The organism is Psychrilyobacter piezotolerans, assembly GCF_003391055.1.
In the GTDB taxonomy this organism is placed as follows: Bacteria; Fusobacteriota; Fusobacteriia; order Fusobacteriales; family Fusobacteriaceae; genus Psychrilyobacter; species Psychrilyobacter piezotolerans.
On record NZ_QUAJ01000007.1, the window covers coordinates 65,458 to 81,208 of the forward strand.

10 protein-coding genes are annotated in these 15,751 nt (G+C 32.6%); 9 read left to right on the forward strand and 1 reads right to left on the reverse strand.

All coding sequences use genetic code 11. The features are described from left to right. Positions 1-43 precede the first annotated feature (43 nt). The 8 genes from DYH56_RS05495 (at position 44) to DYH56_RS05530 (ending at position 12,535) form a co-directional block, all read left to right on the forward strand. The gene (locus DYH56_RS05495; protein WP_114641864.1) at positions 44-2,512 is read left to right on the forward strand and encodes an AMP-binding protein; all 2,469 of its coding nucleotides are present in this window, start codon (positions 44-46) and stop codon (positions 2,510-2,512) included. A 507-nt stretch (positions 2,513-3,019) separates the two neighbouring features. Further along, the gene (locus tag DYH56_RS05500; RefSeq protein WP_114641865.1) at positions 3,020-4,546 is read left to right on the forward strand and encodes an alanine/glycine:cation symporter family protein; all 1,527 of its coding nucleotides are present in this window, start codon (positions 3,020-3,022) and stop codon (positions 4,544-4,546) included. Positions 4,547-4,633: 87 nt separating this feature from the next. Beyond that, positions 4,634-5,221 (forward strand): class I SAM-dependent DNA methyltransferase, encoded by a 588-nt coding sequence (locus tag DYH56_RS05505; RefSeq protein WP_158539066.1) that lies wholly within the window; start codon positions 4,634-4,636, stop codon positions 5,219-5,221. Beyond that, a complete protein-coding gene (locus DYH56_RS05510; protein ID WP_114641867.1) occupies positions 5,218-5,907 on the forward strand; it encodes a M48 family metallopeptidase in 690 nt (229 codons plus the stop codon). The genes DYH56_RS05505 and DYH56_RS05510 overlap by 4 nt, the downstream gene beginning before the upstream one ends. A 175-nt stretch (positions 5,908-6,082) precedes the next feature. Continuing rightward, on the forward strand, positions 6,083-6,616 hold the full coding sequence (locus tag DYH56_RS05515) for an HNH endonuclease (RefSeq protein ID WP_255414680.1): 534 nt from the start codon (positions 6,083-6,085) through the stop codon (positions 6,614-6,616). Beyond that, positions 6,607-8,220 (forward strand): Na/Pi cotransporter family protein, encoded by a 1,614-nt coding sequence (locus DYH56_RS05520; protein ID WP_114641869.1) that lies wholly within the window; start codon positions 6,607-6,609, stop codon positions 8,218-8,220. The genes DYH56_RS05515 and DYH56_RS05520 overlap by 10 nt, the downstream gene beginning before the upstream one ends. 223 nt (positions 8,221-8,443) lie before the next feature. Then, positions 8,444-10,363: an amino acid permease gene (locus DYH56_RS05525; RefSeq protein WP_114641870.1), complete on the forward strand. Its 1,920-nt coding sequence runs from the start codon at positions 8,444-8,446 to the stop codon at positions 10,361-10,363. A gap of 267 nt (positions 10,364-10,630) precedes the next feature. Beyond that, a complete protein-coding gene (locus DYH56_RS05530) occupies positions 10,631-12,535 on the forward strand; it encodes an amino acid permease (protein WP_114641871.1) in 1,905 nt (634 codons plus the stop codon). A 214-nt stretch (positions 12,536-12,749) separates the two neighbouring features. On the opposite strand, the gene DYH56_RS05535 is transcribed toward DYH56_RS05530, so the two are convergent. Next, positions 12,750-13,829, reverse strand: a complete 1,080-nt coding sequence (locus DYH56_RS05535) for a Mu transposase C-terminal domain-containing protein (protein ID WP_114641872.1) — start codon at positions 13,827-13,829, stop codon at positions 12,750-12,752. 442 nt (positions 13,830-14,271) lie between these two features. Between DYH56_RS05535 and ptsG the strand changes: the two genes are divergently transcribed. Then, complete coding sequence (ptsG, locus tag DYH56_RS05540) at positions 14,272-15,750, forward strand: glucose-specific PTS transporter subunit IIBC (RefSeq protein ID WP_114641873.1); 1,479 nt, start codon at positions 14,272-14,274, stop codon at positions 15,748-15,750. The last annotated feature ends 1 nt before the right edge of the window (position 15,751 follow it).

Genomic DNA, 15,751 nt, shown 5'->3' on the forward strand with positions numbered 1-15,751 from the left:
TATAATAGGTTAAAATATTCATTAAAAATTTAGGAGGAATATGATGAAATTTATTATTTCAAGAAACAAACCAGCCCTAATATATAAGGGAACTGAAATTTCATATAAAGAATTAGTAAGAAGAATTTTATATTATTCAGATCTGTTAACATTAGAAAATCCAGAGGACAAGGTGTTGGTATTTTTAGAAAATCGGCCTGAGATCGCATATGCTGTATTTTCTATTTGGGAAAAAAAAGGAATTTCCATCAATGTAGATGCTGGAAGTAGTGCTTCTGAGATCGCATATTTTTTAACCGACTCAGAACCAAAATATTTATATACCAGCAATAAAAACTTGGAAGTCGCTGTAGAAGCACTAAAAATATCCGGACTGAATATCCCCATCATCAACTTAGATGAAGTTAAAGTCCCGGAAAAATATACAGGTAAAAAAGATTATATTGAAGCTCCAATAGGAGATCAAACTGTCTTACTCCTCTATACCTCTGGTACTACTGGAAACCCTAAGGGAGTTATGCTTACTATGGAAAACCTCCTTTCTAATATCGACAATATAGCTAAAGTTGGCTTATACCGTGAAATTGACCGAGTTTTAGCCCTTTTACCAATGCACCATATCCTGCCCCTTATGGGAAATCTGATTCTTCCTATAAAGGTTGGGTGTACCGTTGTTATCTTAGATGATCTTTCTTCTGCTGCTATTAAAGATGCATTACAGACATATAAGATCACATTGTTTGTAGGAGTTCCCAGGTTATGGGAGATGTTTCATAAGGGAATCATGGAAAAAATAAATGCAGGTTTTATCCCCAGAATACTATTTAAAATAGTTGCTAAAACAAATAATATAGAGTTAGGCAGGAAGGTATTTAAAAAAGTACAAGACGGGTTTGGCGGAGAGATGCATATTATGGTTTCCGGAGGAGCTAAGATAGAACCACAGATAGTCAAAGATTTTAACACTCTGGGATTTAGAATGCTGGAGGGCTATGGTCTTACTGAAACATCTCCAATCCTTACCTTTAACAGATATGACGACATAAGGCCCGGTTCCTGTGGTGGAGCCCTACCAGGAATTGAATTAAAAATAGCCCATGACGGGGAGATCATTGCCCGTGGAAAAAACGTCATGAAGGGTTATTACAAAAAACCAGAGGCTACAGCAGAAGTCATAGATAAAGATGGCTGGTTTCATACTGGAGATTTAGGAGAGATAAAAGATGGTTACCTTTATATTATCGGCAGAAAAAAAGAGATGATAGTCCTTCCAAATGGTAAAAATATCAACCCGCAGGATATAGAAAATAATATTATGAAAAGAACTAATTTAATTTCTGAATTAGCTGTTACTGAACATAAAAGCCATCTAGTTGCAATTGTATACCCTAATTTTGCAGCGATTGAACAAGGGGGTATAAAAAACATAAGTGAAGCTATAAAATGGAATATTATAGATCCATATAATATCGAAGCTCCTAATTATAGAAAAATATTGGATATCAAGATCGTACAGGAGGAGTTGCCTAAAACAAGGCTTGGAAAACTTAGAAGATTTAAGTTGAAAGACCTGTTAGAAGAGAAAAAAAGAGTCGTAGAGAAAGTTACAGAACCAACCATAAAAGAATATCTAGTATTGAAAAAATTTATAGAGAAATTAAAAGGAGTATCTCCTACCCCAAAAGATCATTTTGAATTGGATCTAGGAATGGATTCTTTGGATTTTGTAGAATTACTGTCATTTGTAGGGAATACATTTAACATTACCATTATGGAGGAGGAGCTTTCTCACTACCCAACTCTATATGACCTGTCTAAGTTTTTACATGACAAGGGTGTAGAGATCACAGAGAAAGAAAATGACTGGTCTAAAATATTAGATAAAGACATTGATGTTTTTATCCCTAAATCCAGTGCAACTTTAAAATTTTCAAAATGTGTCCTGACTCCTTTTTTTAAGGGATATATGAAAATAAATAAAAATGGTTTGGAAAACATAACTAATCAGCCCTCAATCTTCATCGGAAATCATCAAAGTTTCTTAGATAGTTTTATACTCAATACAGCTCTGAACAAGAAAGTTTTAGAAAATACTTATTATCTGGCTGTCAATAAACATTTTAATGGTTCGTTTAAAAAATGGGTTGCTAACCATGGAAATGTAATACTTTTAGATTTAGACAATAACTTAAGTGAAACTTTGCAGGCTGCTGCTATGGTTCTCCGTCAGGGAAAAAACCTGGTTATATTTCCAGAAGGGGCTAGAAGCAGAGATGGAGAGATGGCACAATTTAAAAAAGCTTTTGCTATATTAAGTAAAACTTTAAATATACCAATTCAACCATTTGTCATCGATGGAGCTTATAAATCCATGCCTGTTGGAAGTAAATTTCCTAAATCTACAAATATCGATCTAACATTCCTCCCACCTCTATATCCTAAAGATTTAGAGATCGATGAAATTGTAAGAAAGAGTGAAAACTCAGTTAAGAAACTCCTAGAAAAGAGTTAAACTTTAATTTTTTTAACATAATTAAAAAAAAATAATATTTCAACAAACTTGTTATTTATTTCACTTTATAGGTTGAGTGAAGTTCTAACTTCATGTTAAAAGTATCAATTATTTTGATCTATAGGTGTAAAAATTTGAACATTTAGAATATATATACATTCTATGTGAAAATAATATATGAGCACCAAATGATGTATAAATATTTGAATAAAAAATCCCTACTTATAAGTAGGGATTTTTTATTTTCACTATAACTCTACCGTTATTTTTTATAACGAAAAAATAACTTCAGTATTGAAAACATATAAACATCAAGATAAAAATTTCACTAAATAACGAACGAACATCAAAACTGTGTCCTAAAAATAAATAAAATGTTTCTTTTTAGGTTTGACTTCTCATTTATAGGGTGCTATCCTTTAATTGTTACCAATGATAAAGACTGTTGTTCCAATTATTCAGATCGAATTTCAATTGTTTTATATTGTATTTAAACGGAGGTATTTAATGGAAAGTTTTATTAATCAGTTAAATGGTATTATTTGGTCACCACTGCTTGTCTATCTTTGTCTGGGAGCAGGACTATTCTTCACTCTAAAGATTGGAGGAGCACAATTTACAATGATAAAAGAGATGATAAGGTTATTAATGGGAAAAGATGTTAAACCAGGAGAAAGATCTAAAGACTCAATAAGTGGATTTGAGGCAATGTGTATGTCAGTTTCTGGAAGAGTAGGAACAGGAAATATTGCAGGAGTCGCTACAGCCATTGCTTTAGGAGGGCCGGGATCGATATTTTGGTTATGGGTTATCTCACTTCTAGGTGCAGCTTCATCATATGTTGAATCTACACTGGGACAACTATATAAGGAAAAAATTGAAGGTGGATACAGAGGAGGACCAGCTTATTATTTTAAGAAAGGTCTATTAGGTGGAAAAGCCTGGTATGGTAACTTATTTGCCATTGTAACTGTAGCCGGAATGACATTCTTCATGCCTTCTGTGCAAGCTAATGTAATTGCAGGATCTATGCAGACAGCTACCGGTATCCCTACATGGGCAACCGGAGTAGTAATAGTTACATTGTTAGGAATAATTATATTTGGTGGTGCTAAAAGGATAGCTAAATTTGCTGGTATAGTAGTTCCATTTATGGCTATAGCTTATATTCTGGTAGCTCTTATTGTACTAGCTTTAAATGTTGGAGATATTGTTCCATCATTATCATTAATAATTAGATCCGCATTTGGGCAACATGAAGCCTTTGCTGGTATCGTAGGTAGTGCTGTTATGTGGGGAGTTAAAAGAGGAATCTATTCCAATGAAGCCGGACAGGGGACTGGTCCTGCATCTGCCGCTGCCGCTGATACTTCACATCCTGCTAAACAGGGATTAATCCAAGCTTTCTCTATCTACATTGATTCTGTATTCGTATGTACAGCAACTGCACTGATGATCATCATCACTGGTGCATACAAAGTTTTCGCTCCCACTGGAAAAGAGATCTACTCAGGAGCTATAGCTTCTACTGAGATGACAATGTCTACTATTGGACCTCTTAATACAACTGCAGCATTGGATGCTGGTATTGGTTATGGAGCTTATATCGTAGCTATAGCTATCATGTTCTTTGCATTTACAACAATCCTAGCTTATTTCTGGAATGGGGACACAGCTTCAGTCTACCTGTTCGGAGACGAAACTTCAGGTAAGAAAATCAGAAAAATATTAAGTATATTATTTTTAGGATTCGTATTCCTAGGTTCAATTATGTCTGGTGGTCTGGCTTGGACATTGGGAGACATCGGTGTGGGAATGATGGCATGGGTAAATATAGTGGGTATCTTAATCATGTACAAACCAACTATATTATGTTTAAAAGACTATAAGGCTAGAATGAAAAACGGAACTCAAGATGACTGGAATTTTAACCCCAATGAAATTGGGATTGAAGGAAGTTTTAAACTTTGGGATGATATAAGAATAGAAGGTAGAGATCTAGAACCAACAGAGGTAGAATTAGAAATTTCATAATATAAATCTAAAGCCATGAACAAAATTATTTGTTTATGGCTTTTTTATTGTATAATTATACTAGAAAAAATAATTAGGAGGATAAATATGAGTAACTTTAATGAACGTGCAAAAGATTGGGATACAGAATCAAAAATAGAACGTGGCAAGGCCATTGCCAGAGCAATAAAAAACAATATAAAATTAAATAAAAATATGAATATCCTGGATTTTGGATGTGGTACCGGACTGCTAATTTTCCCATTAATAGAAGAAGTTGGAGCAGTCCACGGGATAGATCTTTCTCCTAATATGTTAGACATTTTAAAAGAAAAAGGCAGAGACTATAAAAATTTAACCACTGAACCCAAGGGAATATTTGAAATCACCTCAACCTTCGACCTGATTATGAGTTCTATGGTTATGCACCATATCGAAGATATAACAAATTTAGCAAAAAAACTATATGATTCTTTAAACCCTAACGGGATGATAGCCATTGCAGATCTAATGGAAGAAGATGGTTCATTTCATGATTCAATGGATGGAATCTACTCCTTGGGATTCTCAAATGAATTTTTAGAGAAAATTTTTAAAGGTGCAGGATTTAAAGAGGTAAAAGTAATTGAAAATATTTTTATTATCGAAAAAAACAATAAAAAATATCCGTTATTCTTAGTCATAGGAACAAAATGATAAAAAAATATAAGGTACTAATTGGAAATAAAGAACGAGAACTCAGTATCATCAAAAAGAAAAAGAAAAATATCTCCCTCCAGGTAAAACCATCTATGGAAATTATTTTAAGTATCCCTATGAGGATCTCCTACTCCTACGGGTTAAAATTGGTAGAGGATAAATATGCCTGGATAGAGAATAAACTGAAAAAATATTCCTCTGCAGCTGATAATTCAGGGGTTTATTATCTGGGGAAACTCTATCCTTTAAAGACAGAAAAATCCGAGGTTTCCATAAGGATAGGGGAAGAAAATATAATTTTCAACAGCTCTGAGAATTTTGATCTGGTATTAAATCAGTGGTATGAGCAAAAAATAAAAAGGATTTTAGAGGGTTATCTAGAAAAACATACTAAACTTATGGAGCTTTACCCTAAGAAAATAAAGATTAAACCATTAAAATCTGCCTGGGGAATCTGCTATTCCAGCGGAACTATTACTTTCAACCTCAACCTTATAAAAGTTCCCCTGGATGTAATTGAGTATTTGGTGATGCATGAACTAGGACACCTAAAATACCCTAACCATTCTAAGGAATATTGGGAATATATAGGAAAATATATAGAAGATCCAAAATCTTACCGTAGATGGCTGAGAAAGAATGGATATAAATTTATAGGGGGGGAAACCTTATGGGATAGATGAACTTATAAAAAAAAAAGAACAGGTTGCATATAGAATAATCAAAGGGGATTTTAAAAGTAAGATCCCCTTTAATGTTACCGAAAAAAGAATTAATAAAATATTTAAAGTTAAGGGAAAACGGTATGAAAGACATAAAGTTATAGATTCGAACTTTACCTATGCTGACAGCCAGTGGATAAAACATCTATTTGAACACCGCTGTTTTAATTGCGGGAGTAAAAAAAATCTGCAAGTTGATCATCATATGCCCCTTTCTCTAGGCTATGGACTAAAAACCGATGATAAATATAACGCAGTTCTCCTCTGTAAAAGATGTAATAACCAAAAGAGCAGCCTCCTGCCTACAAAATTCTATACACCATCTCAGCTTAAAATTTTAGAAACTGCTTATGATATTTGTACTCATAAAGATAAATATATAGAGGGTTATAAAAATATAGATATTGAAAATATCATAGATCTCTATGAAAAATCCCTAAAAGATAAGGCTTTGCTGTATTTAGATTATCTGGATTATCTATGGAATCAGAAAAAAATATCTAAATATAGGTTGAAAAAAGGAAGTTTTTATAAGATCTACTACATTAAAGATAGGAAACTGCAAATAATCTACGGTAAAATAAAATATAATTTTTTTTTAGGAAGGGTAGATATAGATAATCTAAAACTAAGGTTGAGAGACATTAAAGGGGTGATCTTATGGGGATGACATTAGAGATATTATTTAATACCATCGGTGGATTAAGTATCTTCCTCTATGGGATGTTTCGAATGTCTGACAGTATACAAAAGTTAGCAGGACAGAAACTAAGAAATATTATAAATACCATGACTTCTAACAGGATCATGGGACTAGGTGTAGGAGCTACCATCACAGCCATCATCCAATCTTCATCTATAACGACGGTTATGGTGGTAGGTTTTGTAAACGCAAACCTTATGACTTTAAGGCAGGCCATAGGTATAATTTTAGGTGCGGATATAGGGACTACTATTACAGGGTGGCTTTTAGTTTTAAAAATTGGTAAATACGGCTTACCCATAGCAGGAATAGGTATCTTTATTTTTCTTTTTTATCCATCATCCAAATGGAAGCAGAGGGGAAATTTGATCTTAGGAATTGGGATGATCTTCTTTGGATTAGAGCTGATGAAACTTGGAATTAGACCTCTTAAAGATCTTCCTGGATTTATAGAGTTATTTAGTAAATTTGAAGCATCTGATTTTCAGGGTGTTGTTTTGTCTGCTCTTATGGGAGCATTTATTACTGCTATTTTACAGTCATCTTCTGCAACTATAGGAATAACCATGGCTATGGCAAGTCAGGGTCTTCTAAGCCCCAATAGTGCAGTGGCTCTGGTCCTGGGAGAAAATATAGGAACTACCATCACAGCTTTCCTGGCGTCTCTCACTGGATCTTCCAGTGCTAGAAAGGCGGCTTATGCCCATATAAGTATAAAGATAATAGGAGTTTCAATCATTATTCCATTATTTTTTTTCTATGTAAAGTTTATCGGTTTTATAGCTAGCCCAGAAGAAGATATAATTAAATATATTGCAATTTCCCATACCTTATTTAATATTTTTATTGCTATATTATTTTTACCATTTACAACTAAATTAGAAAAATTACTCAATTATATTATCCCGGATAGTAAACAAAATTTAAATTTAGAAGTTGATGACGACAATCTAGCTAAGGTCCCGTTTATTGTACTGGAAAAATCTAAACTTTTAATCTCTAAGATGAACGATATATATTCTTGTGCTTTCCATGATTTTGTAACACTTATCTCCGAGGATTCTAAAAAGTGTGATAGGTGTGTAGATAGATTATTTGAAGCCGAACGTCAATTGGACGAGATTCAGATCATCATAATCGATTCATTGACCTCTGTTCTCAGACACAGTGATTCCAATAAATCCGTCTTAGAAGTAAGATATCATTTAGAGTTGGCAGATTCTTATGAATCTTTAGGAGATTATGAGGCCAGTTTGGCCAAACAATACCTGCAATTAAAGAGAGATAACCTTCATTTCCACCCCCACAGAAAAAAAGCTATTTTAAAAATTTGTTCTTTGATCGGTAAAATGAATTCTGAATTTTCTGATTTATTGAAATATCCAGATAATACTAAGATAAAGGATCTAATAAAAAGATCTGAACATATTAACCAAATCCTACAATTCAATAAAAAAATGGAAAATACCATGGAAATTCATATTTATTTTAGAATAATGGAAAAATTGAGGAGAATAAACAGACACCTTTTATTTATAATGAGATCTGTTGAAAAATATAACAACCTTTAAAATTGAAAGTAGTTAGTCATGACTAAAATTAATTTTGGAATTATCAGTTTAATTTTAGCAATAGCTCCGTTTGAAACAACATAAAAATGAAGTATACTCGGATTATAAAATAAAAAAGCAACGTCACGTTGCATCCAGATAGGCACAATCTAGGATTTTATAATTTTTTATTTATTTCATGATTTTTATAATTTCCTAGAGAATAAAAAAATGAGGTGATATTGTGGAACTAAAAAAAGAACTTGGATACATGGATGTATTTAGTATTTCATCTGGAGCGATGATAAGTTCAGGAATATTTATATTGCCTGGAATAGCCTTTAGTAAGGCGGGACCAATGGTGATTTTAGGTTATATATTAGGCGGATTAATTGCTTTTACAGGAATATTATCTATTATTGAACTTACCACTGCCATGCCAAAGGCTGGTGGAGATTACTTTTTTATCGTGAGAACCCTGGGCCCTCTCATAGGGACCATCTCTGGAGTCCTCAGCTGGTTTGCAATCTGCTTGAAAACTGCTTTTGCAATCTTTGGTATAGCAGGAGTTATCGGTGGAATCATCTATGGAAGTAACCTGGATCACCAAACCTTGGTCATTATCTCCTCCATTGTCACAACTATATTTTTAATATTAAATATAATCGGTGTTAAAATTGCCGGTACCTTTGAAGTTATCCTTGTTATAGGCTTACTTTCATTAATGGGAATCTTTATAGCTGTTGGTATGTTTCATATCAATATTGATTTTTTTACCCCCTTTATTCAAATTTATGATGTTGTAAACAATAGATTAGAATTAGTAAGTTCCGGTTCGCCTTTTACTGCTTTAGGAGCAGGAGTTATAGTTTCTACAGCAGCCTTTATCTTTGTGTCCTTTGGAGGACTTTTAAAAGTTGCTTCTATCTCGGAAGAGGTAAAAAATCCTAAAGTTAATATTCCTAAAGGAATGATCTCATCAATTGCAGTTATCACTGTAGTTTATGCAGTTACACTATTTGTTACTGTAGGAGTCTTACCAGGAGACCAGTTAGCCAATTCACTGACTCCTATTGCTGATGCTGCAAGGGTATTAGCAGGAAAACCTGGATACATAGTCCTTACTATAGCTTCCCTCTTAGCTTTTCTCTCCACGGCCAATGCCGGGATCATGGCAGCGTCCAGATACCCCCTGGCACTGAGCCGGGATAAATTATTTCCTAGTTTTGTAGGTCGAGTAAATAAAAAATTTAAAACTCCTACAGTGGCTATTATATCTACAGGGCTGCTCATAGTCGGATCTTTATTATTACCATTAGAGACACTGGTTAAAACAGCATCTGCCGTTATATTGATGACATATGTCCTCACCAATCTATCGGTGATCATCATCAGAGAAAGTAATCTGTCAAATTACAGACCTTCCTTTATAACACCCCTGTATCCATGGATCCAGATATTTACTATATTTGTATTTACATATTTTATAGCCCAATTGGGAGTAGCTGCTATCGAATCCAGTATCGGTCTTATTTTTATAAGTCTGGCTATCTATTTCATCTATGGAAAGAAAAATTCCAGTAAGGAATATGCACTTTTACACCTTTTAATAAGAATTACTGACAGTCTTAAATTAGGGCATAACTTAGAGAGTGAACTCCGGGATATTATTCATCAAAGGGATGATGTTGAACTGACAGAATTTGATAAAATAGTGATGGAGGCTCCCATTATAGACCTAAAAAGTTTCACTAGTTTAGAAGAGCTGATTACGTTACAAGCTGAAAAATTTTCTGCCATCTTAGGGAAAAACCATTTGGAATTGGAGAATCTCTTCTTTGAAAGGGAAAATGAGATAACCACTGCTATCTCCGGATTTACAGCTATTCCACATATTGTTTTAGATGATATAGATACATTCCATATGGCTGTATTCAGGTGCAGAGACGGGATTAAATTCAGTGAAAAACACCCACAGATAAAAGCTGTATTTTTATTTGTCAGCAGCCCGAAATTAAATAAATTACACCTGCAGACTCTGGCATCTATAGCAACATTAATTAAAGATGAGAATTTTCAAAAAAAATGGTTAGAGGCCAAAGATGAGAATTATTTAAGGGATCTGATCTTGCTTCGAAAAAGAAAAAACAGAAAAAATAAGTAAATGTTTTCAGAAAAAAACATCACAGGAAATCCAGTGATGTTTTTTAAATTTAATTCCAATTTTTTTATATCGATCTTTGGATTTCAATGTACTATTAGATATTAAAGGATTTTTTTTAGAAAATAATAATCTTTTAAATTGACTCCATCGAACTTTATCTGAGAACAACTTTATAATTATTAATTTTATCTTAACGAATGATTAGTTTGAAATAACGTAAAAATAGAGTATACTCAGATTATTAAAATATATTAATGGGGTGATATTATGGAACTAAAAAAGGAACTTGGATTTATGGATGTGTTTAGCATTGCATCTGGAGCGATGATAAGTTCAGGAATATTTATATTACCTGGAATAGCCTTTAGTAAGGCAGGTCCAATTATGATTTTAGGTTATATTTTAGGCGGGTTAATTGTACTTGTGGGCACACTGTCGGTTATTGAACTGATCACCGCAATGCCAAAAGCCGGTGGAGATTATTTTTTTATAATGAGAACCCTGGGCCCTCTTATAGGAACTATCTCTGGAGTCCTCAGCTGGTTTGCAATCTGTTTGAAAACTGCTTTTGCAATCTTTGGTATAGCTGGTGTTGTTGGTAGAATTTTATACGGGGATGCTATGGATCACCATACCTTAATAATCATTTCCTCTTTAGTCACTGCGGTATTTTTGATTTTAAATATTGTTGGAGTTGAAGCAGCCAGTAAATTTGAAACTATTATAGTGGCAGGTTTATTACTGTTAATGGGAATTTTTATAGCTGTTGGAATGTTCAATGTCAATCTCGAGTTTTTTAATCCCTTTGTTCAAATTTATGATGTTGTAAACAATAGATTAGAATTAGTAAGTTCCGGTTCACCTTTTACTGCTTTAGGTGCAGGTCTTATAGTTTCTAGTGCTGCTCTTATCTTTGTATCCTTTGGTGGATTATTAACTGTAGCATGTGTCGCCGAAGAAGTAAAAAATCCTAAGAAAAATATTCCTAAAGGATTAATTTCTTCCATAATTGTTATCATATTAGTGTATGGTGCTACACTATTTGTTACTGTAGGAGTATTGCCAGGAGACCAGTTAGCTAATTCACTGACTCCAATTGCTGATGCTGCAAAGGTCTTAGCAGGAAATCCAGGATATATCATTATTACAGTAGCTTCCCTATTAGCCTTTATCTCCACAGCAAATGCCGGGGTCATGGCAGCGTCCAGATACCCACTGGCACTAAGCCGGGATAAATTATTTCCTAGTCTTATAGGTCACGTAAATAAAAAATTTAAAACTCCTACAGTAGCTATTATTTCTACAGGATTACTTATGGTAGGATCATTATTATTACCATTGGAAACACTAGCAAAAACAGCATCAGCAGTAATACTAACGACATATGTCCTTACCAATTTATCGGTGATTATTATCAGAGAAAGTAATCTGTCAAATTACAGACCGTCTTTTGTTGCCCCACTATACCCATGGATTCAGATATTTACTATATTTGTATTCACATCTTTTATAGCCCAATTGGGTATAGCTGCTATAGAATCCAGTATCGGTCTTATTTTTATAAGTTTGGCTATCTATTTTACCTATGGAAAGAAAAATTCCAGCAGGGAATATGCATTATTACACCTTTTAATAAAAATTACTGATAATCTTAAATTAGGCCATAGCTTAGAGAGTGAACTCCGGGATATTATTCATCAAAGGGATGAGGTTGAACTTACAGAATTTGATAAGATAGTTATGGAAGCTCCCATTGTAGACCTAAAAAGTTTTACTAGTTTAAAAGAGTTAATTGAGGTAGAAGCTGAAAAATTCTCTACCATCTTAGGAAAAAACAATTTGGAATTAGAGAATCTTTTCTTTGAAAGGGAAAATGAAATAACCACTGCTATTTCTGGATTTACAGCTATTCCGCATATTGTTATAGAGGATATAGATACATTCCATATGGCTGTATTCAGGTGCAGAGACGGGATTAAGTTTAGTGAAAAGCACCCACAGATAAAAGCAGTATTTTTATTTGTCAGCAGTCCTAAATTAAATAAATTACACCTCCAGACTCTGGCATCTATAGCAACATTAATTAAAGATGATAATTTTGAAAAAAAATGGTTGGAAGCTAAAAATGAAAATTATTTAAGGGATTTAATTTTACTTAGAACGAGAAAATAAAAAAACAGAAAAAAATAAGCAAAGATTTATAATAAAAACGTCACGTGACGTTTCAGACTGTAAACAATCGAGTTTACAGTCTTTTTTTTTGATTTTAAATTTTTTATCTGATTGTTAAAATTAACTGCTTGAACTATTTGATCTCTAGATACAGTATCTGCAGGACTAAATTTCATCAAAGATACAGCAAAAAAAAAATCCTTAAAAAAGGATCTTAAATCAGTGCATCGGTCAGATATACAGAAAATAAATATTTATCGTTTTGATAGATCTTTAAAACATTCAGATCAAAGAGATTGTATCTCAAAGTGACTATTTCCCCTATATATCCTTTCAATACTTCATCGCTATATAAATTATTTTTAAAACGTATCCCATAATTTTGTACCTTTCTATCTGCACTTTCAAGCAAAAAATCTAATTTATTACAATCAAATAATTTATTGCCCTCTGGAATATTTTTTAAAACGCTGTTACATATATATTTTTCAAGATTATAGTTTAAATAATTAATAGTGAGGGGTTCTCCTTTGAAAATATTTATAATATCTTTTTCTAAGAACCTGACAAATTTAGTTATCTCCTTATTTTTATCTAAATTTCCATTAATATTTATATCTAATTCCTTTAAAATTGTAAAAAATTTTTCTTTATTTCCCATCTTAAAGTCATCTATAAATATATTTTTGGGCTTTACCAGATAATCTCCTATTTTATTTTTTATAATAGTTTCCCTTATGAGTATGAGATAATGCTCTTCCTTAACTTCTCCAGTATATATCTTATAGTTTAATATACTGTCATCATAAACGTCATATATTATAACTATGGTAGCGATCCCTTGATTAATATTTAAGTTTTTAATATGTAATTTCTCAGTGGATATCCTGTATATATCATTTGGTTTCTTTATATTAGTTAAGTTTTTATTTACATATTTCTGGCTGAACGGGTCTAAATTAGTAGCCATTCTATATATAGTATTGTAACTTAATTTAGTGATATTTTTATTTTTAAAGGCAGTTAAGTAATTCTTATAAAGGGTTGTTATATTTATATTTGGATTTTTTTTATGTTCCTTTAATATATATTCCATAGTTTCATCATCAGCTTTTCTAAAACTATCCTTATCACTCCTAATTTTTTTAGAGAGACCCTTGGTACCGAATTCTTTATATGCCTTTATCCACCTCTTAAGGGTGCTATATGGAATATCGTGTTCACTGCTGAGTTCTTTTAATTTTTTTTCCTTTTTTAAAAAAGGTTCTATTATACTATACTTATCTTTTTTCATAACTACTCCTAATCTCACCCCCCTAATCTTAATTCGCACAAAACATTTGATAACAATTCATTTTTACCTTGATTTTATGATAAAAAAAATAAAAAGTCAAATTTTTATAAAAAAAAGGCTCAAATAAAAAATTATTTTTTTTTAATAAAAGATAATCTAACCCAATAAAATTAAAGAATCAAATTCAGAATTATGAAAAAAGGCTCATTTTTTTTCAAAAAAATGTTGACTTTTTTATGAAAAAGTTTTATTCTAAAGCATGAAACAAAAAAGACTTGAAAGTTCCCAATTAGAACAACTAGATAAAAAATAAATCAAATAGATACATTTTAACATCAAAAATGTAACATTTTTAAAGTATTTTTACTCTCTAAGAAGGAAAACAAGTTTAAATTTGTACATAAATATTATCACTAAAATATATAATTTAGGAGGAATGAAGATGAAAATGTTTGCACAATTATCAAGAGTTGGAAAAGCACTGATGACACCTATCGCAATATTACCAGCTGCTGGTATATTCTTAGCAGTAGGAGCACATGCGGATATACCATTAATGAAGAATGCAGGTGACGTTATATTTGGAAATCTGCCATTACTGTTTGCAGTAGGAGCAGCTATAGGTTTAGCAGGTGGAGATGGAGTTGCTGGATTAGCAGGTATTGTTGCTATGTTAATTATGAATGTTACTATGGGAAGTTTAACTGATGCAGCCGCAGGGTTAGAAGCTGGAGATAAAGCATTTGCTTTAGTTCTTGGTACACCTACACTTCAAACAGGTGTATTTGGTGGTCTTATTGCAGGTATTATTGGTGCTACTATGTACAATAAATTCCATAAAACAGAATTACCGCCATTCTTAGGATTCTTTGCAGGTAAAAGATTAGTTCCTATCATGGCAGCTGTAGTAGGATTTATTGTTGGTATGGTTATGCCTTATATCTGGCAGCCAATTCAAGCAGGGTTAGCTTCATTATCAATGATCGCAAATGATCCTAATAATTCAAACTTATCGACATTTGTATTTGGTTTAATAGAAAGAGCATTAATTCCATTCGGATTACATCATATTTTCTATTCTCCATTCTGGTTCCAATTCGGTGAATATACAAATGCCGCTGGACAATTAGTTCAAGGAGATAATAGAATTTGGTTTGCAATGTTTAATGATGGAGTTAGAGATTTCTCATCTTCAACTTATCAAGGCGCAGGTAAATTTATGACTGGTAAATTCCCATTCATGATGTTTGGATTACCGGCTGCTGCACTGGCTATGTATCATGAGGCAAAACCTGAAAAAAGAAAATTAGCTGGAGGTATCTTATTCTCAGCAGCATTAACATCATTTTTAACAGGTATTACAGAACCAATTGAATTTGCTTTCTTATTCGTAGCACCAGTTTTATACGGTATTCACTGTGTAATTGCTGCAACATCATTTATGCTGATGAATATGTTAAAAGTTAGAATTGGTATGACTTTCTCAGGTGGAGTTATCGACTATGTTTTATTCGGAGCCTTACCAGGAATGAGTGGAAAATTTGACAATAACTGGTATATGGTAATAGTTGTAGGATTAGTATTAGCTGTTATTTATTACTTCTTATTTAGAACTGTTATTAGAAAGTTTGATCTTAAAACTCCAGGTAGAGAAGATGAAGAGTTAGAGGAAGAAGTAAAGGTAAGTGGAAGTGAATTATCTATCTTAGTTATGGCTGCCTTAGGTGGTAAGGATAACTTAGTTACAATCGATGCTTGTATTACAAGACTTAGATTAGAAGTTAAAGATGTAAATAAAGTAAATGACAAAGAGTTAAAGAGATTAGGAGCTTCAGGAGTACTAAAAGTTGGTACAAACGGTGTTCAAGCAATCTTTGGAGCTAAAGCTCAATTTATAGCACAAGATTTAAAAGGAATGTAAA